Origin of the sequence: Kitasatospora sp. NPDC058115 (assembly GCF_042884635.1) — a bacterium.
Classification (GTDB): Bacteria; Actinomycetota; Actinomycetes; order Streptomycetales; family Streptomycetaceae; genus Kitasatospora.
Genome location: NZ_JBHVTL010000012.1, coordinates 151,736 through 173,206, shown reverse-complemented (window position 1 = coordinate 173,206; position 21,471 = coordinate 151,736). Strand labels below are relative to the sequence as shown.

General features: G+C 75.9%; 15 protein-coding genes. 6 read left to right on the top strand and 9 right to left on the bottom strand.

The window, feature by feature from the left end:
- Nucleotides 1-46 precede the first annotated feature (46 nt).
- Nucleotides 47-1,276, bottom strand: coding sequence for a GNAT family N-acetyltransferase (locus ACFVVL_RS15195; protein ID WP_387675147.1), 1,230 nt, complete (start codon nt 1,274-1,276; stop codon nt 47-49).
- A gap of 375 nt (nt 1,277-1,651) precedes the next feature.
- Between ACFVVL_RS15195 and ACFVVL_RS15190 the strand changes: the two genes are divergently transcribed.
- From ACFVVL_RS15190 to ACFVVL_RS15180, 3 genes are all read left to right on the top strand, one after another.
- Entirely contained in the window at nt 1,652-1,963 is a 312-nt protein-coding gene (locus ACFVVL_RS15190) for a hypothetical protein (RefSeq protein ID WP_380297793.1), read from the top strand.
- Nucleotides 1,964-2,094: 131 nt separating this feature from the next.
- Nucleotides 2,095-5,124 (top strand): amino acid adenylation domain-containing protein, encoded by a 3,030-nt coding sequence (locus tag ACFVVL_RS15185; RefSeq protein ID WP_387675144.1) that lies wholly within the window; start codon nt 2,095-2,097, stop codon nt 5,122-5,124.
- Nucleotides 5,125-5,953: 829 nt separating this feature from the next.
- On the top strand, nt 5,954-6,838 hold the full coding sequence (locus ACFVVL_RS15180) for a universal stress protein (RefSeq protein WP_387675141.1): 885 nt from the start codon (nt 5,954-5,956) through the stop codon (nt 6,836-6,838).
- A gap of 802 nt (nt 6,839-7,640) precedes the next feature.
- Here the strand turns inward: ACFVVL_RS15180 and ACFVVL_RS15175 are convergent.
- Both ACFVVL_RS15175 and ACFVVL_RS15170 read right to left on the bottom strand, forming a co-directional pair.
- Nucleotides 7,641-8,474: an ABC transporter permease subunit gene (locus ACFVVL_RS15175; protein ID WP_380292446.1), complete on the bottom strand. Its 834-nt coding sequence runs from the start codon at nt 8,472-8,474 to the stop codon at nt 7,641-7,643.
- On the bottom strand, nt 8,471-9,430 hold the full coding sequence (locus ACFVVL_RS15170; RefSeq protein WP_387675137.1) for an ABC transporter ATP-binding protein: 960 nt from the start codon (nt 9,428-9,430) through the stop codon (nt 8,471-8,473). The genes ACFVVL_RS15175 and ACFVVL_RS15170 overlap by 4 nt, the downstream gene beginning before the upstream one ends.
- 290 nt (nt 9,431-9,720) lie before the next feature.
- Here ACFVVL_RS15170 and ACFVVL_RS15165 point away from each other — a divergent pair, with 290 nt between their 5' ends.
- Both ACFVVL_RS15165 and ACFVVL_RS15160 read left to right on the top strand, forming a co-directional pair.
- A complete protein-coding gene (locus ACFVVL_RS15165) occupies nt 9,721-10,833 on the top strand; it encodes a hypothetical protein (RefSeq protein WP_387675134.1) in 1,113 nt (370 codons plus the stop codon).
- On the top strand, nt 10,830-11,906 hold the full coding sequence (locus ACFVVL_RS15160; RefSeq protein ID WP_387675131.1) for a polysaccharide pyruvyl transferase family protein: 1,077 nt from the start codon (nt 10,830-10,832) through the stop codon (nt 11,904-11,906). The genes ACFVVL_RS15165 and ACFVVL_RS15160 overlap by 4 nt, the downstream gene beginning before the upstream one ends.
- A 198-nt stretch (nt 11,907-12,104) precedes the next feature.
- Here the strand turns inward: ACFVVL_RS15160 and ACFVVL_RS15155 are convergent, their stop codons facing one another.
- From ACFVVL_RS15155 to ACFVVL_RS15145, 3 genes are read right to left on the bottom strand one after another with little or no spacing between them, the layout of a single operon-like run.
- Complete coding sequence (locus ACFVVL_RS15155; RefSeq protein WP_387675128.1) at nt 12,105-13,073, bottom strand: ROK family protein; 969 nt, start codon at nt 13,071-13,073, stop codon at nt 12,105-12,107.
- Nucleotides 13,070-15,202: a beta-galactosidase gene (locus tag ACFVVL_RS15150; protein WP_387675125.1), complete on the bottom strand. Its 2,133-nt coding sequence runs from the start codon at nt 15,200-15,202 to the stop codon at nt 13,070-13,072. The genes ACFVVL_RS15155 and ACFVVL_RS15150 overlap by 4 nt, the downstream gene beginning before the upstream one ends.
- A gap of 26 nt (nt 15,203-15,228) precedes the next feature.
- Entirely contained in the window at nt 15,229-16,245 is a 1,017-nt protein-coding gene (locus ACFVVL_RS15145) for a zinc-binding dehydrogenase (RefSeq protein ID WP_387675122.1), read from the bottom strand.
- 49 nt (nt 16,246-16,294) lie between these two features.
- On the opposite strand from ACFVVL_RS15145, the gene ACFVVL_RS15140 reads away from it, so the two are divergent.
- Nucleotides 16,295-17,155: an SDR family oxidoreductase gene (locus ACFVVL_RS15140; RefSeq protein ID WP_387675119.1), complete on the top strand. Its 861-nt coding sequence runs from the start codon at nt 16,295-16,297 to the stop codon at nt 17,153-17,155.
- On the opposite strand, the gene ACFVVL_RS15135 is transcribed toward ACFVVL_RS15140, so the two are convergent.
- From ACFVVL_RS15135 to ACFVVL_RS15125, 3 genes are read right to left on the bottom strand one after another with little or no spacing between them, the layout of a single operon-like run.
- Nucleotides 17,156-18,391: a hypothetical protein gene (locus tag ACFVVL_RS15135; protein ID WP_387675117.1), complete on the bottom strand. Its 1,236-nt coding sequence runs from the start codon at nt 18,389-18,391 to the stop codon at nt 17,156-17,158.
- Nucleotides 18,392-18,400: 9 nt separating this feature from the next.
- Nucleotides 18,401-19,309, bottom strand: coding sequence for an inositol monophosphatase family protein (locus tag ACFVVL_RS15130; RefSeq protein ID WP_380292463.1), 909 nt, complete (start codon nt 19,307-19,309; stop codon nt 18,401-18,403).
- Nucleotides 19,306-21,282, bottom strand: coding sequence for an aminotransferase class III-fold pyridoxal phosphate-dependent enzyme (locus tag ACFVVL_RS15125; RefSeq protein WP_380292465.1), 1,977 nt, complete (start codon nt 21,280-21,282; stop codon nt 19,306-19,308). Before ACFVVL_RS15125 ends, ACFVVL_RS15130 begins: the two co-directional genes overlap by 4 nt.
- Nucleotides 21,283-21,471: the final 189 nt, after the last annotated feature.

Genomic DNA, 21,471 nt, shown 5'->3' with positions numbered 1-21,471 from the left:
GGGGGGACGGCGGGCCGGTGCGCTCGGGCCGGTGCGCGGCCCGGCGTCAGAAGACGACGGGGCAGAACGGGGCCGGGTCGTGGCGGAACGCCGTGGCGGCGGCCCGCACCGCGCCCGGGCGCAGTTCGCGGACCAGGCCCGCCAGGGCGAGCTGGACCAGGGAGGTGCCGCCGAGGTGCAGGGCCCCCAGCTCGCGGGCCGTCAGTTCCAGGTCGGCCGCGGCGGTGGTGGGCCGGCACTCGCCGCCCTCGGGGCCGGTGCGCAGCCGGAACCGCCGCTCGTTCCAGGGACAGAGCGGGTCGGTGACGTCCAGGACGACCTCGGTCTCGGCGGCGTAGCCGCGCTGCTCCAGTGCCCGCTGCACGTCGACCAGCCGGACGTGCAGCTGGTCGCGCAGGACGGGCGCCGCGCTGCGCGGGTCGGCGAGCAGGGCGAGCACCGGGTCGTCCACCGGCCGGTCGGCGACCACGACGGCGGCGAGGTCGACGTCGAGCAGGGCCCGCCACAGGGCCGCGTGGGAGGCGGGGTCGCGGGCGAACAGCTCGCGCACCGACACCTCGTAGCGCGGCACCGAGTCCTCCCAGGCCGCCGTCAGCCGGTAGAGGGCGTAGCCGGAGGGCTCCCCGTCGTCCTCGGCCACCATGCAGAGCAGCCGCCCGGACCCGCCCCGGTGGTCGGGCAGGTCGAGGACGGCCCGGGCGGCCCAGGCGGCGTCGCGGCGCAGCGTCCCGGGGCGGTCCCCGGCGCACTGCGCGTGCACGGCGGCGAGCGCGGCGGTGTGCTCGTGCGGGTCGCCGATCCGGACGGTCCGCCCGCCGCCGTCCGTCCGCAGGTCACGGGCGTGCCGGGGGATCCGCACCCGGGCGGCCCGGCTGGCGAGGCCGAAGCCGAAGCGGCCGTAGATCCCGGCCTCGGTGGTGTTGAGGGCGGCCACCGGCTCGGCGCCCGCGTCGTGCAGGGAATGCAGGACCCGCAGCACCATGGCGCGCATCACGCCGCGCCGCCGGTGCTCGGGGGCGACGCTCACGTAGCCGAGGCCGGCCACCGGGCGGGGGCCGCCCGGCAGGGTCATCTCCAGGGAGTAGACGGCGCAGGTCCCGCAGGCGCGGCCGCCGGTGCGGGCGACCAGGGATCGTTTGGGTTCGAAGATCGAGGCCGCCGAGGCGTGGTACTCCGCCGAGTGTCCGTAGCCCCCGTACGCCAGCTCCACGACCGGAGCGATATCCTCCCAGGAATCTGCGGCGGACAACTCCGGGACGATCGGGAATTCAGGCATGCCGATCACACGCTCCTCGCGTTCTCAAGGATTTCCGGGAATTCGGGTCTTGCCGGTCCGGCATTTGAGACGGCGCGTTTCCGGGGACTGGCGGACCAGCGCGCACGGCGAGTCCGATGACCGGACCACGTCAGAAGCCACAGGTATAGCACGATCGAACCACGCGACGTCAAGGACCGCGCGAAATCCCGCGTGTTCACGGATTGGTGTGCGGATCAATATGCTCAACCGGAATTCGATGATTCGCATTCAGTGCTCTTGTGATCAATGGAGGATTCACTCAGACTCGGCAACGGCGGATGATCCCTGGTACATCGGCGATCCATTCTGATCCGCCCCCCTGCCCGTTTCTCTGACCACAGCGAGGAGACAGGTATGTCCAACCCCAGGTTCATCGCCGGCAACACGCCCGTCGACGACTGGCAGCAGCACGTCGAGGAGGACAACGGCACCGGCATCTACATCGACGTCGACACCTCCGCCGGCAACTTCGCCGAGACGCCGGTCTACACCGCCAACCTGTGCGGCCGTGACTCGATGTGGACGACCACCGGCGGGAACACCATCTACACCCCGACGGCGAAGGGTTTCCGGATCTACGTGCGCTGGCAGGACGGCCGTCCGCTGTCGGTCGAGTACGCCGTGAGCCACGGCTGGTACATCAGCTGGGTGGCGACCGAGGTCTGAGACCCGTCGCAGCCCCGTTGAGGCACTGATCCGCTCCCGGGCCGGGCCCCCCGCGCACCCCACGGGCCCGCCCCGTTCCCGCCACTGCCCCGTCCTTGTCCTCGTCCTCGTCCAGCGACCAAGGGAGAGCCATGCGAGCCCCGACCGAGTGGCACACGGGCCAGTACCGCGGAGAGACCGTCCCCCGCCCCGCCGGCGTCACCGCCTGGAGCCTCGTCGAGGCCGCGGCCGCCCGCACCCCCGACGCCGTCGCGGTCGAGCACCCGGGCGGCGCCCTGACCTACCGCGCACTGCTGCACCGGGCCGAGGTCCTGGCCGGCCGGCTGGCCCGCGCCGGGGTCCGCCGGGGCGACTTCGTGCCGCTGGTGATGTCCGGCGGCCCGGAACTGCTGGTCGCCATGCTGGCCGTCATGCGCTGCGCCGCGGTGTTCGTCCCGCTGGACGAGCAGTGGCCCGGGCCGCGCCTGCAGCCCATGATCGAGGCCTGCGGCCCCGCCGCCGTGCTGCTCTCCCCCGGCGCCGACCCCGGCGGCCGGCCGGTTCCCGCGCTCGCCGTCGACCCGGTGGGCGACCCGGTCGCCGGCCCCGCCCCGGACGAGGCCCCTCCCCCGTGGCCGGCGCCCGCGCCGCCCCGGCCGGACGAACTCGCCTACGGCTTCTACACCTCGGGCTCCACCGGCACCCCCAAATGCGCCCTCAACCTGCACAGCGGCCTGGCGAACCGGCTGCTCGCCATGGGCCGCCGGTTCGGCACCTCGCCGCACACCGTGGTGCTGCAGAACAGCCGGCACACCTTCGACTCCTCGCTGTGGCAGCTGCTGTGGCCGCTCACCTGCGGCAGCCGGGTCGTCATCCCCCGCCCGCACGACGTCCTCGACCTGACCGCCACCGTCGAGGTGATCGGGCGCCACCGCGTCACGATGACCGACTTCGTCCCCACCATCCTCACCGCGCTCGTCGAACTCCTGGAATCCCGGCCCGAGTTGGTGAGCGGCCTGGCGAGCCTGCGGATGCTGCTGGTCGGCGGCGAGGAGATCGCCCCGGGCAGCGTGCGCGCCCTGCGCGGGCTCCTGCCGGACCTGCGGGTGACCAACACCTACGGCCCCACCGAGGCCTCCATCGGCTCCGTCTTCCACGAGGTGACGCCGCAGGACTCCGTGCCCGTGCCGATCGGCCGGCCGATCGACAACACCTGGGCGATCGTGCTCGACGAGCACGGCCGCCCCGCCCCCGACGGGGAGACCGGCGAGATCTGCATCGGCGGCGCCTGCCTGGGCACCGGCTACCTCGGCGACCCCGACCGCACCGCCCTGGCGTTCGTCCCCAACCCCTTCCCCGGGCTGCCCGGGCAACGGATGTACCGCACCGGCGACCTCGGCCACTACGGCGCGGACGGCCTGCTGTACTTCGACGGCCGGCGCGACCAACAGGTGAAGATCGGCGGCGTACGGGTGGAACTCTCCGAGATCGAGCACGCGATCGCCTCCCACCCCGCGGTGCGCGAGGCGAAGGTCCTGGTCAGCGACCACGGCGGAGGGCAGCACCTGGCCGCCTTCGTCACCCTGCGCGGCGAGCTGACCAACGCCCGGCTCCGGTCGCACGTCCGGGCGCTGCTGCCGGCCGAGCTCGTCCCCAAGCGGTTCGTCCGGCTCGACGCCGTGCCGGTGAACGGCAACGGGAAGACCGACCGCAGGGCCCTCGCGGAACTCCTGCGCGCCCCCGCGCCGACCGACCCGGGCGGCTGGAGCGCCACCGGGAGCAGCACCGAGCGCGCCCTCGCCGACCTGTGGAACGCGCTGCTGCCGGAGCCCGTCACCGGCCCCGACGCCGACTTCTTCGACAGCGGGGGCGACTCGCTGCGCGCCCAGCGGCTCGCCCTCGCGGTGTCCGCCCGCTTCGCCACCCCGCTGTCGATCCGCGACATCGTGCACGCCCCGACCATCGCCCTGCAGGCCGCCGCGCTCGACGGCGTCCGCGCCCTGCCGGCCACCCCGCCCGCCGCCGCGGCGTCCGCCGCCGACCTGACGCTGCCCGCCGACATCCGGCCCACCGGCCGGCCGTCCGGCCCGCCCCGGCACCTGCTGCTCACCGGCGCCACCGGCTTCGTCGGCGCCCAGCTGCTGCGCGACCTGCTGGACGGCACCGACGCCGTCATCCACTGCCTGGTGCGTGCCGACGGCCCCGCCGCGGCCCGCCGACGCGTGACCGAGACCCTGCACCGCTACCGGCTCTGGTCCGAGCGGACCGGCCACCGGATCGTCGCCGTCCCCGGCGACCTCGGCAGCCCCCGGCTCGGCCTCGCCCCGGCCGACCACCGCCGGCTGGCCGAGCAGGCCGACACGGTGGTGCACGCCGGGGCCATGGTCAACCTGGTGCGCGGCTACCGCGCCCACCGGCGCACCAATGTCACCGGCACCGTCGAACTGCTCCGGCTCGCCGCCACCGGCCGGCCCACCATGGTGCACTTCGTCTCCACCCTCGCCGCCTGCCCGGCCGGGCCCGCCGGTGACGCCCCGGTCCCCGAGCGGCCGATCCCCGCCGGCCGGACGCCCGACACCGGCTACGGGCAGTCCAAGTGGGTCGCCGAACACCTGGTCCAGGCCGCCGCCGACCGCGGCATGGCGGTCGCGGTGCACCGGCTCGGCGAGGTCATGCCGGCCACCGGCACCGGCATCCCCAACCCCGGCTCGCGGGTCGAACTGCTCATCCGGGCCTGCCTGCGGGTCGGCGCCTGGTTCACCAGCGACCTCAGCACCGACTACACGCCGGTCGACCACGTCGGACGGCTGCTGGTCGCCGCCGTCACCCACCGCGAGCCCGGCTACTTCCACCTGCTGCGCCCCGGTCCGCTGCCGCTCGACGACCTGCTCGGCGCCTTCGGCTCCGCGTTCGACCTGCGCAGGGCCGACTACCGGGACTTCTGGCAGGCCGTCCACGAGGCCGCGGCCGCCGAACCCGACGACCGGCCGCTGGCGGGGGCGCTGGCGCTGCTCCCGGTGCCGACCACCCGCCCCGAACGCACCCCGATGGCCTTCGAGGACGCCGCCGCCCGCTTCAGCACCACCCGGGCGGCCCGGCTCGCCGCCTTCGCCGACACCGGGTCCGTCCCGTCCAACCGCGACGGCCTGCACCGCTACGTCGCCCACCACGCCGGTCGCTAGTCAGCCGCTCCCCCTGGGCCGCCACCGTCCCCCCACCCGGTGGACGCACCTCCCGGCCGCCACGGACGACCGACGCGGTGCGGCGCTACCTCCCGGCCGAAAACTGGGAACCACCACGCCCTGACGCCCCGGCCCCGCCCCGAACCACACATCACACGCCCTACACCCACTCCCCCGGGCCGCACGCCCATCGGTGGGGGCGCCTCCCGGCCGATAGCTGGGGGCCATCATGCCCTGACATCCCGGCCCCGCCCCGAACCACACAACACACGCCCGCCATCCACTCCCCCGGGCCGCACGCCCATCACCGTCCCCCGCCCGGTGGAGACACCTCCCGGCCGAAAGCTGGGGACCACCATGCCCTGCCGCCCCGGCCCCGCCCCGAACCACACAACACACGCCCGCCATCCACTCCCCCGGGCCGCACGCCCATCGATGGGGGCACCTCCCGGCCGGTGGAGGCACCTCCCGGCCGCCACGGACGACCGACGACGACGCAGTGCGGCGATACCACCCGGCCGAAAGCTGGGAACCACCACGCCCTGACATCCCGGCCCCGCCCCGAACCACACATCACACGCCCTACACCCACTCCCCCGGGCCGCACGCCCATCACCGTCCCCCACTCGGGCGAACGGGCGACGGTGGGCCGGGGCCGGGCCGTCCGGGCGCGGGTGCGGCGGGCGCGGGTGGCCCGGCCCGGGCGGGGCCTGCCGGGCGGGGCCGATGGTGGTGCCATGGAGGTGTGGGTCCGGGCCCCGCCCGGCAGGGCCGGACGCCACCGCCGCCCGGGCTCCGGACGGCGCCGAGCGAGCAGCGCGGAGCAGCCATGACCGCCACCACCCCCGGCCCCTCCGGCGGTCCGGTCGTCCTCGGCGTCGACGCCGATCCCCGGCCCCTGGCCACCGCGTGGGCCGCCGACGCGGCCGCCCGCGGCGGACTCCCGCTGCGGCTGGTCCACGCGATCCCGTCGGTGGCCCGCGAATTCCGCCCGGCCGACGAGGGCCGCCACCACAAGGCGCTGCGCGAGCGCGCCGACCGGGCGCTGGACCGGGCCGCCGCCGAGGCCCGCGCACGCCACCCGGGCCTGGAGATCACCACCGTGGTCGAGGAGGACGTCCCGGCGCCCGCACTGTGCCGGGAGTCGGCGCGCGCCTCGCTGGTCGTCCTCGGCACCCGGCGGCTGAGCCGGGTCGCGGAGGTGCTGAGCCTCGCCTCGGTGACCGTCCCGGTGAGCGCCCAGGCCCGCTGTCCGGTGGTGGTCGTCCCCGGCCCGGAGCACATCACCCAGGACCCGCCGTTCGTCGTGGCCGGTCTGGACGGCAGCCCCGCCTCGGTCACCGCCCTCGGTTTTGCCCTGGGCCTCGCGGCGCAGCGCGGCGCCCGGCTGCGCGCCGTCCGGGTCCGCCCGCGCGTCCCGTTCGACCGCAGCGATCCGCTCACCGTCGAGGCGGAGCTGCGGCGCGAGCTGGTCGCGGCCACCGAGGGGCCGCACGCGGCGCACCCCGGGGTGCGGCTCGGCCACGAGGTGCTGCACGGGCATCCCGTCGAAGAGCTGGCCCGGGCGTCCGAGCACGCGCTCGCCGTGGTGGTCGGACGGCGGGGCGACGGCGGGTTCACCGGCATGCGGATGGGCTCCGTCCCGCACGGACTCCTGCGCCGCGCCCGCTGCCCCGTCATCACCGTCCCCGAGCCGCCGGCGGAGGGGCGCTGACCCGAAGTCGGCCCGCCCGACTTCCTGTCCTGCTCCATTGCCCATCGCACCCCGCCCGCCGCTGCGCACGAGCGGGCGGGCGGATTGAGAAGTCGGCCCACCCGACTTCCCGCTCCACCGGGCACCGCACCGACAGATGCGCCCGCCGGAACTTCTGCCCCGAGGGCATCTATGCGCGTAGACTCCGCAGTGGTTGGGAGTGAAAAGTCGGCCTGCCCGACTTCCTGCTCCTTGCCCACCGCACCCCGCCCGGCGTGGCGCGCGAGCGGCCGGATTGAGAAGTCGGCCCGCCCGACTTCCGGCTCCGCCGGGCACCGCACCGACAGATGCGCCCGCCGGAACTTCTGCCCCGAGGGCATCTATGCGCGTAGATTCCGCAGTGGCTGGGAGCGGAAAGTCGGCCCGTCCGACTTCCTGCTCCACCGCATCCCGTTCGGCGTGCCCCGAGCGACTGGACTGGGAAGTCGACCGGCCCGACTTCCCGCCGGATCGGAGAGGAACCGGCCGTGCCTACCGTGATCGTCTGCGGGAGCCTCCACGGCAACACCCGCGAGATCGCCGAGGCGGCCCCCGGGCCGCGGATCTGCCGGTGGTCGGCGGCCCGACCCGTCGGCGCGGCAGGTCCTCCCGGACCAGCCGCGCGGTGGCCGCCACGGCCGCGAGGAGCCCCCCGGGGCCCGGGCCTGCGGGGCCGCACCCGGGATCGCCGACCGCTTCGCGCGCCGGCACTACGAGGTGGTCGCCGATCCCGAGGGCTTCGTGGTCGAGGGCCTCGACGGCCCGCTGTGCCCGGGCCCCAGGCTCAGATGGCCAGGTCGCGGCGGTCCAGCAGGGCGAAGGCGGCGGCCAGCCCCGCCAGGCCGACGGCGGACAGGACGACCAGCGAGGACCACGGAACGGTGCCGCCGGCCAGCGCGTCGGCGGGCGTGTAGTAGTGGAAGGGGCTGAGGTACCGCAGCGGCGCGGCCGGCTTCCAGGCGAGGGCCACGAAGTTGAGCGCGAACCCGACCGCGCCGAGGGCGACCGCGGCCCCGACCACGTGCGCCCGGCGCCGGCTCACGGCCGAGACCGCCAGCACCGGCCCGGTCAGGCAGAGCGTGAAGCCGCACCCCAGCAGTCCGGCGGCGAGCACCCCGCCGACCGGGACGGCGGCCCGCAGGTCCGGTGAGAGCGCGACGCCGAGCGCCACCGTGGCGGTGGCCGCGGCGTTCAGCAGGACGGACGCGGCCACCAGCGCGACGGTCCGCTCGGCCAGCAGCCGGCGGCGGGAGACCGGACGGGTCATCAGCAGTTCGACGGTGCCGGACTCGACGTCGGCGGCGACCGCCGCCGCGCCCAGCGCGCCGATGGCGGTGAGCTGGAGCGCGATCCAGAACGGGTGGGTGAGCCCGGCGCCGAGCAGGCCGGGGTAGCTGGCGATGGAGACGTCCCCGTTGGAGCCGCTGAACGCCTTGAAGGCGTCCGGCGGGTTCGCCGTGCCGCCGAACAGGTCGGTGGGCGGCACCGTCCCGGTGATCACGACGATCAGGGCCTCGAAGACGACCATGCCGAGCACCAGCGACAGCAGCATCCGGCGCCGCCGGTGCAGGGCCAGCCAGACCAGGGGCAGCCGCCGGCTGACGGTGGCCCGGCTCATGACCGTCCCTCCGCGCCGGGGCCGCCGCCGGGTGCGGCGGCGGGCTCCTCACCGGCCCGGTAGAGGTCGAGGAAGGCCTCGTCCAGACCGGCCTCCTCGACGGTGAGGTCGCCCACCGGCAGGGTCGCGAGCAGGTCGCGCACCGCCGCCACGACGTCGTCCGGCGGCACCAGGAGTTCCACCCGGGGGCCGTCCCAGCGCGGGGACCAGCGCTCGGCCGTGCCGAGCGGCCGCTCGCCCCGCCCGTCGGCGAGCACCAGCCGGATCCGCCGGGCCCGGGCCCGGCGCAGCGCGGCCACCGACTGGACGGCCACCAGCCGCCCGCCGCGGATGATCGCCACCCGGCCGCAGGCCCGCTGCACCTCCGGCAGGACGTGGCTGGAGAGCAGCACCGTGCGGCCGGCCGCCGTCTCCTCGGCGAGGAGTTCGAAGAACACCTCCTGGACCAGCGGGTCCAGGCCCTCGGTGGGTTCGTCGAGGACGGTGAGGGCCGGGCGGTGCTGGAGGGCCTGGACCAGTCCCAGCTTCTGCTTCATGCCGCGCGAGTACGCCCCGACCGTCTTGTCCAGGTCGGCCCGGGACAGGTTCAGCCGGGTGCAGAGCTCGGCCTGCCGGGGCGCGGGGGCGCCCTGGAGGTTCGCCAGCAGGTCGAGCGTCTGACGGCCGGTGAGTTCGGGGTAGAGCCGCAGTTCGCCCGGGAGGTAGCCGACGGACGGCGCCACCCGGCGGTGGTCGGCCACCGGGTCCAGGCCCAGGATCCGCACCGCTCCGGCGCTCGGCCTGAGCAGCCCGACCAGACAGCGCAGCGTGGTGGTCTTCCCCGCGCCGTTGGGCCCGAGCAGTCCGAACACCTCGCCCGCGCCGATGTCGAGGTCCAGGCCGTCGATCCCGACGCTGCGCCCGTAGCGCTTGGTCAGCGATCTGAGCTCGATCACCGCCGTGCCCGCAGCGGACATGCTCCACCTCCCGTGGTGAGCGCGGCTCCATGGTTCCCCGTCCGGGCGGCGGCGAACCGGGCTGCCGGCTCCCCCACCCTGCCGTCCGCCGCGGCCCCGGCGCACGGGGCCGAACGGACCGCCCGCCCGGGCCCACCGGCCCCCGTGACCACGGCTGACCCGCCCGGGTGGACACCGGGCGGGCCGCGCCCCGGCGGCCGGGACGGGGCGGCGCCGCCCTGGTACAAGCGGATCGTGAGCGGCCGGCCGGGTGGGGACGCGCGCCGGGCGGCTGCCGGAGAGGCGGAGGCATGATCGTCGAGGATGTCAGGAGCGAGCCGGTCGCGGACGGCCGGCGGTTGTCGGCGGCGGTCCGGGCCGGGACGGAACTGCCGTCGGCCCGGCTGCACTTCACGGTGCCGGGCGGCGAGGGCGACTGGCTGCCCGAGCGCGGCGACGCCTTCCTCGCCGCGCTGCTGATGCCCGCGATGAGCCTCGGCGAGGAGCTGGTGGTCGACGCTCCGGTCTCCGCCCGGCTGCTGCGCTCGGCGCGGACCGTGGCGGCCGTCTACGCAGCCTGGTGGGAGCGGCTGCGCGAGGTCCGGGTGACGGCGGGCGAGGTCGACGAGGCGCGGCGCGGGCCGGCCGGCGTGGGGCTGTTCTTCACCCTAGGCGTGGACTCCTTCTACAGCCTGCTCGGGGACGGCGAGCGCCGCGCCGAGCCCGGTCACCGGCCGGTGACCGAGCTGCTGTTCGTCAACTTCGACCGGCACTCCGGCCCGGACCAGGAGCACCTGCTCGGCCGGGTCCGGCAGGTGGCCGCCGGGACCGGCTGCCGGACCCTGGCCGTGGAGACCGATGTGCGCGCCTTCACCGCCCCACTGGTCCGCTGGGAGGACTTCCACGGAGCGGCGCTCGCCGCCACCGCGCTGGCGCTGCAGGGCCTGCTCGGCCGCTGTCTGATCGCGGCCAGCTTCGACTACCGCCGGCTGCCGCCGTACGGCTCGCACCCGGTGCTGGACCACCTGTGGTCCACCGAGGCGCTGGAGGTCGTGCACGACGGCGCCGACGCCACCAGGGCGCAGAAGGTGGCGCGCCGGCTGGCGCGCTCCGACCTGGCGCTGCGGAACCTCACGGTGTGCTGGCGCGACCGGCCCGGACGCAACTGCGGGGCGTGCGAGAAGTGCCTGCGGACCATGGTCGCCCTCGAACTGGCCGGGGTGCTCCCGCGCTGCGGCACACTGCCCGCCGTGCTCGACCCCGACCGGCTGCGCAGCGTCCCGATGGGCACGGCCGACGCCCGGGACGCCATGCGCGAGACCGGGGCCGACGCCGCCGCACGGGGCCGCCCCGATCTCGCGGAGGCGGCCGCGCTGGCGGCGGACGGCCACGGGCCGGTGTCCCCGGCGGCGGTGGCCCGGTGACCGGGGGCGGCCGGTGGGCCGACGACCGGCGCCGGCTCGCGCGGACCGTCCGCGAGCTGGTCGGGCCGCCGGGCCGCTGCGCGCTGCTGGGCTTCCCGCACTACGCCAACGTCGGCGACAGCGCGATCTGGCTGGGGGTGCGCGCGCTGCTCGCCGAACTGGGCGCCGAGGTCGTGTACACCGCCGACCACCACGACTTCTGCGAGGCGGCGCTCGCCGGGCGGCTACCGAGCGGCACCATCCTGTTGACCGGCGGCGGCAACCTGGGCGACCTGTGGCCGAGCCACCAACGGATGCGCGAACGCGTGATCGGCGCCTTCCCGGGACACCGGATCATCCAGCTGCCGCAGTCGCTGCACTTCGGCGACCCGGCGGCCCTGGACCGGGCCCGGGCCGTCTTCGACGCGCATCCCGACCTGGTGCTGCTGCTGCGCGACGAGCCGAGCCTGCGCGCGGCCCGCCGCGCCTTCCGGACCCCCTCCGCGCTCGCCCCGGACTGCGCGTTCGCGATGACCGGCCTGCCCCGGCTCGCCCGGCCCGAGCGGCGGATCCTGTGGCTGCGGCGCGAGGACCACGAGTCGGCCGCCGCGCACGAACCCGGCGGCCCGCCGACGGACGCCGGGGTGCACCGGACGGACTGGACCGCGCAGGAGGGCGCCGACGCGGACTGGCCCGCCGCGCTGCGGGCCGTCCGGCAGCGGATCGCGAACGCCTCGGCGGAGGTCCGCGCGACGGGGGGCGACCGGGCGGCGGGCGACCGGGCGGCGGCCGAGCTGGCCGACGCCCAGGACCGCCATGCCGAACTCCAGCTCCGGCGCGGCTGCCGGCTGCTCGGCAGCGCCTCGGCGGTGGTCACCGACCGGCTGCACGGCCATCTGCTGAGCCTGCTGCTCGGCCTGCCGCACGTCGTGGTCGACGACCGGTACGGCAAGATCAGCGGCTACTGGCAGACCTGGGGCCACGACCGGCACCGCTCGGTGGCCCGGCGGGAGCCGGACGCCGAGCGGGCGCTGCGGACGGCGGCCGCCCTGCTCACCGACCCGGCCACACCCCGGCCACTCCGCACCGGCTGAGCAACATCACCCCGAGGCCGGATCCCCACACGCGCGGCCGAACACCAGCAACACCGCGCCGAACGCACCGGCCTCGGCCGCGAAACCACCCGCCACCACCAGCACCGACGGCCGAACGCCGGACGGGCACCGCGGACGGCGCCCGCCCTGCTCACCGACCCGGCCACACCCCGACCAGTCCGCACCACCTGAGCAACATCACCCCGAGGCCCGATCCCCACGCGCCCGGTCGAACGCCAGCAACCCCGCGCCGATCGCACCGGCGTCAGCGGCGAAGCGGGCCGCCAGCACCGGCACCGGCGGGCGGTCGCCGGGCGCGTACAGCCGGCGGGCGAACTCCGCACGCGCCGGGGCGAGCAGCAGTTCCCCCGCGGCGACCGACCCGCCTCCGACGACCAGCACCGCCGGGTCGAACACATTGGCCAGCGCGGCCAGGCCGACGCCGGTCAGCGTGCCCACCCGGTCCATGATCTCCAGGGCCTGTTCGTCGCCGCCGCGGGCGGCGGCAGTGACGGCCGCGCCGGCGCCCGCCCGGTCCTCGCCGATCAGCCGGGCCAGCGGCGAGCCCGGCCGGGCCGCCGCCTCCCGCAGCCCGCGCCTGCCGATGGCGGCGCCGGACGCCGTCTCGCCCCAGCACCCGCGGTTGCCGCACTCGCACAGCGGCCCCCCGGGCTCGACGATCAGGTGGCTGGCCTCGGCGGCGAAGCCGTGCGCGCCGTGCAGCAGCCGCCCGCCCACGACCACGCCGCACCCCAGACCGGTGCCGAGCGTCACCAGCACCAGGTCCGCGTGCCCGCGCCCAGCGCCGAGCCGGTACTCGGCCCACGCGGCGGCGTTGGCGTCGTTGTCGGTCACCACCGGCAGGCCGACGGCGTCCGCGATCGGCTCCCGCAGCGGGGCGCGCGCGAAGTCCAGCCCGGGGGCGAAGGCCAGTGCGCCGGTCCGGGCGTCGACCATCCCCGGCAACCCGACGCCGACGGCGACGGCCCGCTGGCCGCGCACCCGCGCCACCAGGGCGGCGACGGCGGCGACCAGCTCCTGCGCCGTGCGGCGCGGCGTGGCAGCGCGGGCGCGCGCCGCGACCGTGCCGTCGGCCGTGATCCGCACCGCCGCGATCTTGGTGGCGCCGACGTCGATGCCGACCGCCTCGGCCCGGGCCCCGGTCATGACCCCTCCGGCAGGACCACCCGGGCCGCGCCGTGCGCGGCGGCGGTGCGCACCTCGAAGCCGCCCGGCCCGCGGAGCGCGGACAGGTCGCACGGCCGGTCGGTGCTCAGCAGGTCGCTCCCGACCCCGACCCGGACCGGCGACCCGGCGCCGGTCCGCTCGTTCAGCCCCTTCACGTAGCACGCCCCGAGCCGTCCGCGCGCGACCTGGACGACGGCGCAGCCGCCCCCGACCAGATCGGCGGTGACCAGTTGGTCCCCGCACGCGGTGCGGGCCCGCAGCGGGGCGTCGGTGCGGTTGAACAGGAAGACGAGGGCCTCCTCGGGATCCCGGGTGACCCGGCGCAGTTCGAGCCAGGGCGCCGGTCTGCCCCGCACGGCGGCGGTGCGGCCGGCCGGCCAGTCCTCGACGGCCCGGCCGACGCTCCGCCCGCCGGGCGCCAGCGCGATTCCGCCGCTGCGTCGCGCGGCGTCGGCGAGTTCGGTGCAGGGGTTCAGGTCCTCGTCCAGGGACGGCAGTTCGCCCAGCAGGAGGAGCGCTCCGCCGTTCCCGGCGAACGCGGCGAGCCGCCGTTGCAGGGACCGTTCCATGAAGCGGGCCGAGGCGGTGGCCAGGGGCCCCGCCGTGGGGTCGAGGGCGCTGCGGCCGGTGAGTTCCGTCAGCCGGAAGGGCAGGTTGCGGTGCAGGCAGTGCGTGACGAAGGGCAGCAGGGTACGGTCGGCCGACGGCACCGGCCGCGCGCCGTCGCGTGCCCAGTCCCAGGCGCCGATCGCCGCGTACGGCGGGTGCACGCCCCACCGCACGCCGGGCTCCGGACGGGAGAGGGCCAGTGCCTCCTGCCGCCCGGCCAGGAAGTGGGTCAGCACCCGCAGCGCGGCGAAGGCCGGGCCGGGGCCGGCGTCCAGCCGGACCGGGGCGCCGTCGCCGTAGGGCGCCCCGAAGGGCACGGGATCACCGCCCGTCTCCGTCAGCCAGGTGCGGTCCACCGCGAGGTGCGGGCCCCAGCCCTCGGTGGCGCAGGCCGGGTAGACGCTGATGCCGGTCGCCCCGCAGGCCACGCCGAGCAGGGTGCGGTGGACCGGGACCACCGGGAAGGCGCAGCCCGCCTCCGCCCAGCGCAGGCCCCAGTTCTCCTCGATGTTGGGGCCCGGTCCGGCCTTGGCCGCCAGGACGTAGCCGATCAGGGCCTCCTCGTCGGCGAGCACGTCGCCCGTCCAGCTGGTGTAGGCGCGGGGCAGGGCGGCGGCCGCGCCGATCCGGTTCCTGGCCAGCCAGGCGTCGTGGCGGCCGGCCGCCCGGCCCGGGACGCGCTCGGCCCGGGCCGGCGGCGCGCAGGTGGTGAAGACGGGGAGGTCCGGTGCGAGCGCCTCGGCCCAGCCCGCCATCCCGGCGGCCAGCACCTCGGCCGACCACCGGCCCCAGTCGACCTGGGAGCGGAGCCCGTCGGCGCGGGTCCCGGCCCCGGCCTGCGCGCCGGTGGGCGCGGCCAGGCCGGGGGCGAAGCGGGCGAAGCGGGCGAAGGCGTCGGTGCCCGGCGGCGCGTAGTCGAGCGCGTCGATCGGCAGCGCGCTCTCCCCGTAGTGCCCCTCGTTGCCGATCTGGGCGGCGACGACCGGGCCGCGCGGGTGGGCGAACGGGCGCAGGAAGCGGCCGACGGCGCGCAGCCAGCCGGTCGCGTCGGCGAGGAACGCCGGGTCCAGGGCGGAGGGCAGCGGGTACTGCTGGCAGGTCAGCGGCCGGCCGTCGGCGGACCGGGCGGCGGTCCGCCGGGGGTCGAGCGCGGGGCTGAGCCGGTCGGGCAGTCCGCCGTAGGGCAGTTCGGCGTGGACGAAGGGGCCCGGCTTCACCACCGCGAGCAGCCCGGCGGCCGCGACCAGGTGCAGGAAGCCGGCCAGGTCGCGGTTGCCGTCCCCCTCGAAGCACCACCGCCGGGCGCCGTCGGCCCCGGCGACCTCGTGGTGCCGCCAGGGGACGTAGCAGGTCACCACCTCGATGCCGGCCTCGCGCACGGCCGCCAGCTTGGCGGCCCACCGCCCGGGGCGGTCCCGGTAGTAGGGGTACTCGCCGGTGATCAGGAACCGGGGCCGCCCGTCCAGCCACAGCGTTCCGTCGACGAAGCGGGGCCTCACGAAGCGGGGCCTCACGGGGCGGGGCCTCACGGGGCGAGACCCCCGTCGCCGGCGAGCAGGACCTTCATCGCGCCGTAGCCGGCCGCCGGCGCGAGGGCCAGCAGTGCGAGGGCCTCGGCGCAGCGTTCGAGCGGCAGCACATGGGTCACCAGTGATTCCAGCGGCAACTCCCGCGCGAGGTCCACCGCCAGGGCGAAGTCCGCCGGCCGGTACGGTCCGGCGCCCACCAGCCGGACGCCCCTGGTCACCAGCGCCCGCAGCGGCACGGTGGCGACGCCGCTCTCCCTCTCCCCCATCACCACGACGGTGCCCCCGGCCGCCACCGCGCCGAGCACGTCCCCGGGCAGCGTCCCGGTGGTGTCGATGGCCACGTCGGGCGGGCCCGCCCCGGCGGCCTCCTCGGCGGGCAGCACCCGGACCGTGCCCGGCAGCAGCAGCCGGGCAAGGGCCACCCGGCCCGGATCGCGCTCGGCCAGGGTGACCCGGGCGCCGCGCCGGGCCAGTACCAGGGCGCACAGCGCCCCGATCGGACCGGCGCCGACGACGAGCACCCGGTCGTCCCAGCGCGGCCGGGCCGCCGCCAGGTTGTTCAGCACGCAGGCGAGCGGCTCCACCAGGGCCCCGCGCCGGTAGGACACCGAGGCGGGCAACCGGTGGACGAAGCGCTCGGGCACGACGGCGAAGCCGGCCATCGTCCCGTCCCGGTCGACGCCGACCTCGCGGCCCGCCTTCGCCCCGCAGTGGGCCGGCATCCCGCGCCGGCAGGGGCGGCACCGGTCGCAGTGGTAGGTCGGGTTGATCACCACCCGGTCACCCGGTGCCACCGAGGCGACGCCGGACCCGACCGCCGCCACCGCGCCGGCCGCCTCGTGCCCCAGCACCACCCCGCGCCGGGCGGGGAACTCGCCCAGCAGGATCGCCCGGTCCGTGCCGCAGATCCCGGTGGCCGCCACCTCGACCAGGACCTCGTCCGCCCCGTAGGAGGGGACCGCACGGTCGTGGATGCCGGGCACGCCCACGTCCTCGAACACGACGGCCTTCATCGCAGCCTCCCACCGGATCGTTCGTCAACGGTCCCATAGAATGTCCGCTATGAACCCATTCTGGCGGCCGAGCGGGTGGCCGCCCCCGCCGGACTCCCGGCTGAGGATCCTGCTGCTCGGTGCCTCGGGGTTCGTCGGCGGCGGCCTGTGGAGCCACCTGGCGTCCCGTCACGAGGTGGTCGGCACGTACGCCACCCGGCCGGCCCCCGGACTGGTGCGGCTGGACCTGCGGGACGAGTCCCGGCTGGCGGCGCTCGCGGCCGACGGCTTCGACCTCGTCGTCCACGCGGCCGGCCTGGTCCCCCTGGAGCAGGCCGAGGCCGACCCGGAGCTGGCCCACCGCCTCAACGTCCGCCCCGTCGAGGTGCTGCTGGACGCCGTGCGCGGCTCGGCGGCGAAGCTGGTCCTGCTCTCCAGCGACAACGTCTTCGACGGCACCCGGGAGCAGTACACCGAGGCGGACCTCCGCGCCCCGGTGAACGTCTACGGGCGGACCAAGGCGGCGGCGGAGGACCTGCTGCTCGCCGAGGGCGGCCACCTGACCGTGCGGATCCCGATGGTGTTCGGGCGCGGCCCCTGGGCCAACACCTTCCTGGCCCGCCTGGCCGGACCGGCCACCGCCGCCCGCACCGACCTGGTCTGCGCCCCCGTCTACCTGCCCAGCCTCGGCCCGGCGCTGACCCGGCTGTGGGACCGCACCGGCGTGGTGCACTACGGCGGCGCCGACGTGGTGACCCGCTACGAGCTGATGTCCCGGGTCCGGCGGGCCCTGGCGCTGCCGACCCGGGTGGTGCCCACGGAGCACGACGGCCCCGGCTGCCGCCGGCCCCCGCGGCTGGTGCTGCGCAGCACCCGGCACGGCCTGCTGGGCCCCGGGCTGGACGAGGCGCTCGCGCACCTGGCGGCATGACTAGGGAAGGTGGTCGGCGACCAGCGCCAGGTGGCTCGCGGCGTCCACGCCGCCTGGGCGGCCGAGCCGGGCGGCGAGGTCGTTGAGCAGCAGGGTGCCGAGCAGGTAGTGGCCGAGCGCGAGTTCGGCGGGCGGGGAGTCCCGCCCCCGCAGGTCGGGTTTGGGCTTGCGGTCGGAGAGGCGGCACGGCGCCTCCGCCAGGACGTGCAGGGCGTGCGTCAGCAGCAGCCGGTCCCACCAGCCCGGGTCGTCCCGGAACAGGTCCGACAGGCCGTCATGGGCCGCCAGCCGGGGCAGGAAGCGGTGGATAGCCGCGCGGTAGCCCGGGAACACCGGGCGGCGGAAGCCCACCCGGTAGCCGTGCGCCGTCCTGCGCACCGCGAAGCCCGTGCGCAGGGCGGGATCCCAGACAGTGAGGCTGAACAGTGTCTTCGCCAGGTCGTAGACCGGGTCCCACGGCTCGACGGAGCCGCGCGGGTCGATCAGCCGGAAGTCCTCGGCCGCCGCGCCGGGGCGGGTGGAGAGCAGCACGTTGCGGGTGTTGGCGTCACCGTGGGCGGGGGCCATCAGCCGGGCGGGCTCCAGCCGGGCCAGCCGGCCCGCCAGCCGTTCCAGGACCAGCTGCGGGGCCTCGCAGGGGACGTCGTTGACCGTGAGCCGCCCGGCGCCCGTCAGCTCCGGCGGCAGGGCCCGGCGCAGCACGGGCAGCCGTCGCAGGAAGCGGCCCAGGACGACGTCCGCCAGGTGGCCGGCCGGGGTGGGGTGGGAGCGCACGGCGTACCCGTCCAGGACGAGGGCCTGGACGAGGGCGGTGTACCGGCGGAAGAACTCCCCGGTGCCCTGCGGCGACTCCCGCAGGGGCGCGGCCAGGTCCGCGGAGTCGTAGTACGGCGTCGTGCAGGCCGACCAGCCGTCACCGTCGAGGACGTGCGGGACCGGCAGGTAGTGCGCCGCCAGGCGCGGCGCCAGGGTGCGCAGCAGCTCGATCTGGTGCAGCTTGCGGCGGAAGGACTCCAGGTCGTGGCCGTCCACGGCGCCGGGGGCGGGCACCAGGACCTTGACCACCAGGCCCTCCCCGGCAGGGGTGAGGGCCCGGTGGACCCGGGCCGGGGAGCCGCCGTCCAGGATCTCCTCCCCGATCGTGAGGCCGAGGGTCCCGGCGACGGCCGCCAGGGCCGTCCGGTCGGTCCATCCGCCGGGCGGGCGCGGGGAGGTGACGTGCCGGTGGTCGGTCACCGCGTCCTCCTACCAGCGGATCGAGTCGATCAGCGCCGCGTGCAGCTGCGGGGTGCAGGCGGCGATGCAGGAGCGCTGGTTCAGCGGGCCGATGTCCAGCAGCAGGGTGTCGTGCAGCGGTTTGCCGTAGGCGTCGGTGATGGTGACCCCGGCGCGTTCCGCCAGGTACACGGAGGCGGCGATGTCGTAGGGGAACAGGTGCAGCACGCTCCCGTGGCCGACCCGGCGGAAGTCCGCCTCGGTCTCGGGACGGTCGCGCAGCAGCCGGTTGCCGATGTCGACGTAGGCGTCCATCTGGCCGGTGATGATCCGGGAGATGGAGAAGGAGGCGCTGTTGAAGACGTACACGCCGCCGGTGTTGGCCGAGGCGTCGATCAGATGGCCGTACGACCCGATCATCAGCTCCGCCGGGTGGCCGTTGAACTCCAGCGACCAGAACATCCGCCCGGGATCGGTGGTGGCGGACAGCCGGGGCACCGGGGCCGGGAAGCCGCCGGACTCGATGCCGGGCCCGTGCTCGTCGGCGTAGAGCCAGTGGCCGGTCTTGATCTCCTGGAGCATCGCGTGGCGGATGTCGCCGATGGTGGGCGCCTCGGTGAACGGGGCCGCGGCGATGGAGACGCAGGCCATCTCCAGGTCGGCGGCGGCGCCGCGGGTCCCGTCGATGGGGTCGATGATCAGCACGTGTCCGGGTGCGCGGCCGATGGTGCGCAGCCCCTCGCTCTCGGTGTAGACGGCCACCGGCTCGCCGCGCTCGCGCAGGAAGTCCCAGGCGGCGCGCTCCGCGAGCACGTCGACGGGGAACTCGGCGTCGCCGCCCTTGGCCGTCCCCGCCACGTAGCGGCTGCCGACCTCGTGCAGTCCCTCGCGCACGGCCGCCCGGATCCGCCCGGACAGCTCCTGGACGAGGCCCCTCATGAGACCGAGAGGAAGAGTCGTTCCAGCAGGTCGCACATCTCGTCCGCCTCCTGACGGGTCATGATCAGTGCCGGGCGGACCTTCAGCACGTTGCCGTGCCCGTAGAGCGAGGTCCGCAGCAGCAGTCCGTGGTCCATGCCGCGTTCGGCGAGGTGGTTGGTGAGCCGGGCGTCGGGGCGGCCGTCCCGGTCCACGACGTCGATGCCGATCATCAGCCCGACGCCGCGCACCTCCCGGACGAACGGCACCTTCGCGGCGAGGTCGCGCAGCCGGGTGAGCACGTGCCCGCCGACCTCGCGCACGTTCTCCAGGAAGCCGGGGCGGCCGATGATCTCGACGGTCTTCAGGGCGGCCGCGGCGGCCAGCACGTTGCCGCCGAAGGTGGAGTTGATGTGGTGTCCCTCCACCCCGGTCAGCCGCTCCTCGGTCAGGATGCCCGCGATCGGCATCCCCGCGCCGCCGAGGCCCTTGCCGAAGGTCATCATGTGCGGGGCGACGCCGAAGTGGTCGGCGGCGAACATCCGGCCGGTGCGTCCGAAGCCGGTCTGGATCTCGTCGAAGACCAGCACGATGCCGCGTTCCTCGCACAGGTCCTTGAGCGCCCGCAGGTAGCCGTCCGGCGGCACGACGTTGCCGCCGTTGCCGCTGATCGGCTCCAGCACCACGCAGGCCACCCGGCCGGTGCTCGCGTAGTCGATGAAGTCGTTGATCCGCTCGACGCACAGCAGGCCGCAGGTGGCCCGCTCCTGCCGGTAGAAGCAGCGCAGGCAGTGCGGGTCGGGGACGTGCACGACGCCGGGCAGGTGCGAGGGGAAGGGGGTGCGCCGGAAGGCGGCGCCGGAGGCCCCGATCATGCCGAGGGTCTGGCCGAGGTGGCCGCGGAAGAGGGTGACCACGTCGGACTTCCCGGTGTGCACCTGGGCGATCTTGACGGCGCTCTCGTTGGCGTCCGAGCCGCTCGCCGACTTCAGGTGCACCCGGGTGAGGTTCGCCGGCGAGACCTCGGCCAGCTTGGCCACCAGCGCGTTCAGCGGCTCGGTCTGGAACTTGGAGGTGACGTGGATCAGCCGGCCGGCCTGCTCGCGGACCACCTCGACGATCTCGGGGTGGGCGTAGCCCAGGCTCAGGTTGAACGTCCCCGAGGAGCAGTCGAGATAGCGCCGGCCGTCCTCGCCGTAGAGGTACACGCCCTCGCCCCCGGCCACCCTGAGGTCGTCCGGCCGGTAGTAGTAGTGCTGGAGCGCGGCCGCGGCGTCCCCGCCGGGCGGGGGCTCGGGAGCGGCGGCGGTTCGTGCCGCGGGGCTTGCCTGGCGCATCGGCTTTCCTCCGACAATTCCTGGCAGATCGACCTGCTCGAACGATTCGAACCGCAGATCCGCTTCCTGGAGATCGAGTTCGGCGGTCATCGCGTTCGGTACCGCGACGCACCGGATTCCGGCCCGTTTCGCGGCGCGCACGCCGTTGGGGGAATCCTCGAAGGCGACCGCCCGCTCGGCCGGAATTCCCAGCGAGGCGAGCGCCGCGACATAGAGGTCCGGCTCCGGTTTGGCGCTGGCCCGGTCACCGTCGGCGCACTGCACGGTGCTCCACCCGTCGGCGATTCCGCATTGCCGCGCATAGCGCGCGACCCATTCCCGGGTGGAGTTGCTGACGATCCCCCGGGAGATCCCCAGGGCGTCGACCGCGCCCAGGACCCGGTGCACACCGGGCCTGCCGCACAGCCCGCCGAGCAGCTCACGCTGCCGGTGGCGGACCCGCCGCTGCAGTTCGCGGCGGTCCGCCGTGCAGCCGGTGGCCCGTTCGAGCCGGGTCCACAGGTCGGAGCCGATCGTGCCGACGAGCGACGACCACACCTCGGCCGGGAGCTGGTGACCGAATTCCCGGAAGACCTCCGCGTGCGCGCGGAAGATCTCGGCCTCCGGATCCCACAGCGTCCCGTCGAAATCGAAGAGAATCGCATCCACGTCCTTCACACGGACACCTCCGTCGAGCGGCGGCGAACGGCCGCGCGGCCAGGGGTTCGGGTACGGAGCCGAGGCGCCGAGCGTCCATCATCGCGTGGCCCACCCGGTCCCGCCATTCATGCTTCCCCCACCCGGCGCCCGCCCCGCGGTTCGTCGGCGTACCCACGATCGGCGCACGGCTCGGTGCGCACCCGGAAG

What these genes read in the sequence shown, in the direction of transcription:
- ACFVVL_RS15195 (WP_387675147.1), bottom strand. Translation starts at nt 1,276, where the DNA reads ATGCCTGAATTCCCGATCGTCCCGGAGTTGTCCGCCGCAGATTCCTGG.
- ACFVVL_RS15190 (WP_380297793.1), top strand. Translation starts at nt 1,652, where the DNA reads ATGTCCAACCCCAGGTTCATCGCCGGCAACACGCCCGTCGACGACTGG.
- ACFVVL_RS15185 (WP_387675144.1), top strand. Translation starts at nt 2,095, where the DNA reads ATGCGAGCCCCGACCGAGTGGCACACGGGCCAGTACCGCGGAGAGACC.
- ACFVVL_RS15180 (WP_387675141.1), top strand. Translation starts at nt 5,954, where the DNA reads ATGACCGCCACCACCCCCGGCCCCTCCGGCGGTCCGGTCGTCCTCGGC.
- ACFVVL_RS15175 (WP_380292446.1), bottom strand. Translation starts at nt 8,474, where the DNA reads ATGAGCCGGGCCACCGTCAGCCGGCGGCTGCCCCTGGTCTGGCTGGCC.
- ACFVVL_RS15170 (WP_387675137.1), bottom strand. Translation starts at nt 9,430, where the DNA reads ATGTCCGCTGCGGGCACGGCGGTGATCGAGCTCAGATCGCTGACCAAG.
- ACFVVL_RS15165 (WP_387675134.1), top strand. Translation starts at nt 9,721, where the DNA reads ATGATCGTCGAGGATGTCAGGAGCGAGCCGGTCGCGGACGGCCGGCGG.
- ACFVVL_RS15155 (WP_387675128.1), bottom strand. Translation starts at nt 13,073, where the DNA reads ATGACCGGGGCCCGGGCCGAGGCGGTCGGCATCGACGTCGGCGCCACC.
- ACFVVL_RS15145 (WP_387675122.1), bottom strand. Translation starts at nt 16,245, where the DNA reads ATGAAGGCCGTCGTGTTCGAGGACGTGGGCGTGCCCGGCATCCACGAC.
- ACFVVL_RS15140 (WP_387675119.1), top strand. Translation starts at nt 16,295, where the DNA reads ATGAACCCATTCTGGCGGCCGAGCGGGTGGCCGCCCCCGCCGGACTCC.
- ACFVVL_RS15130 (WP_380292463.1), bottom strand. Translation starts at nt 19,309, where the DNA reads ATGAGGGGCCTCGTCCAGGAGCTGTCCGGGCGGATCCGGGCGGCCGTG.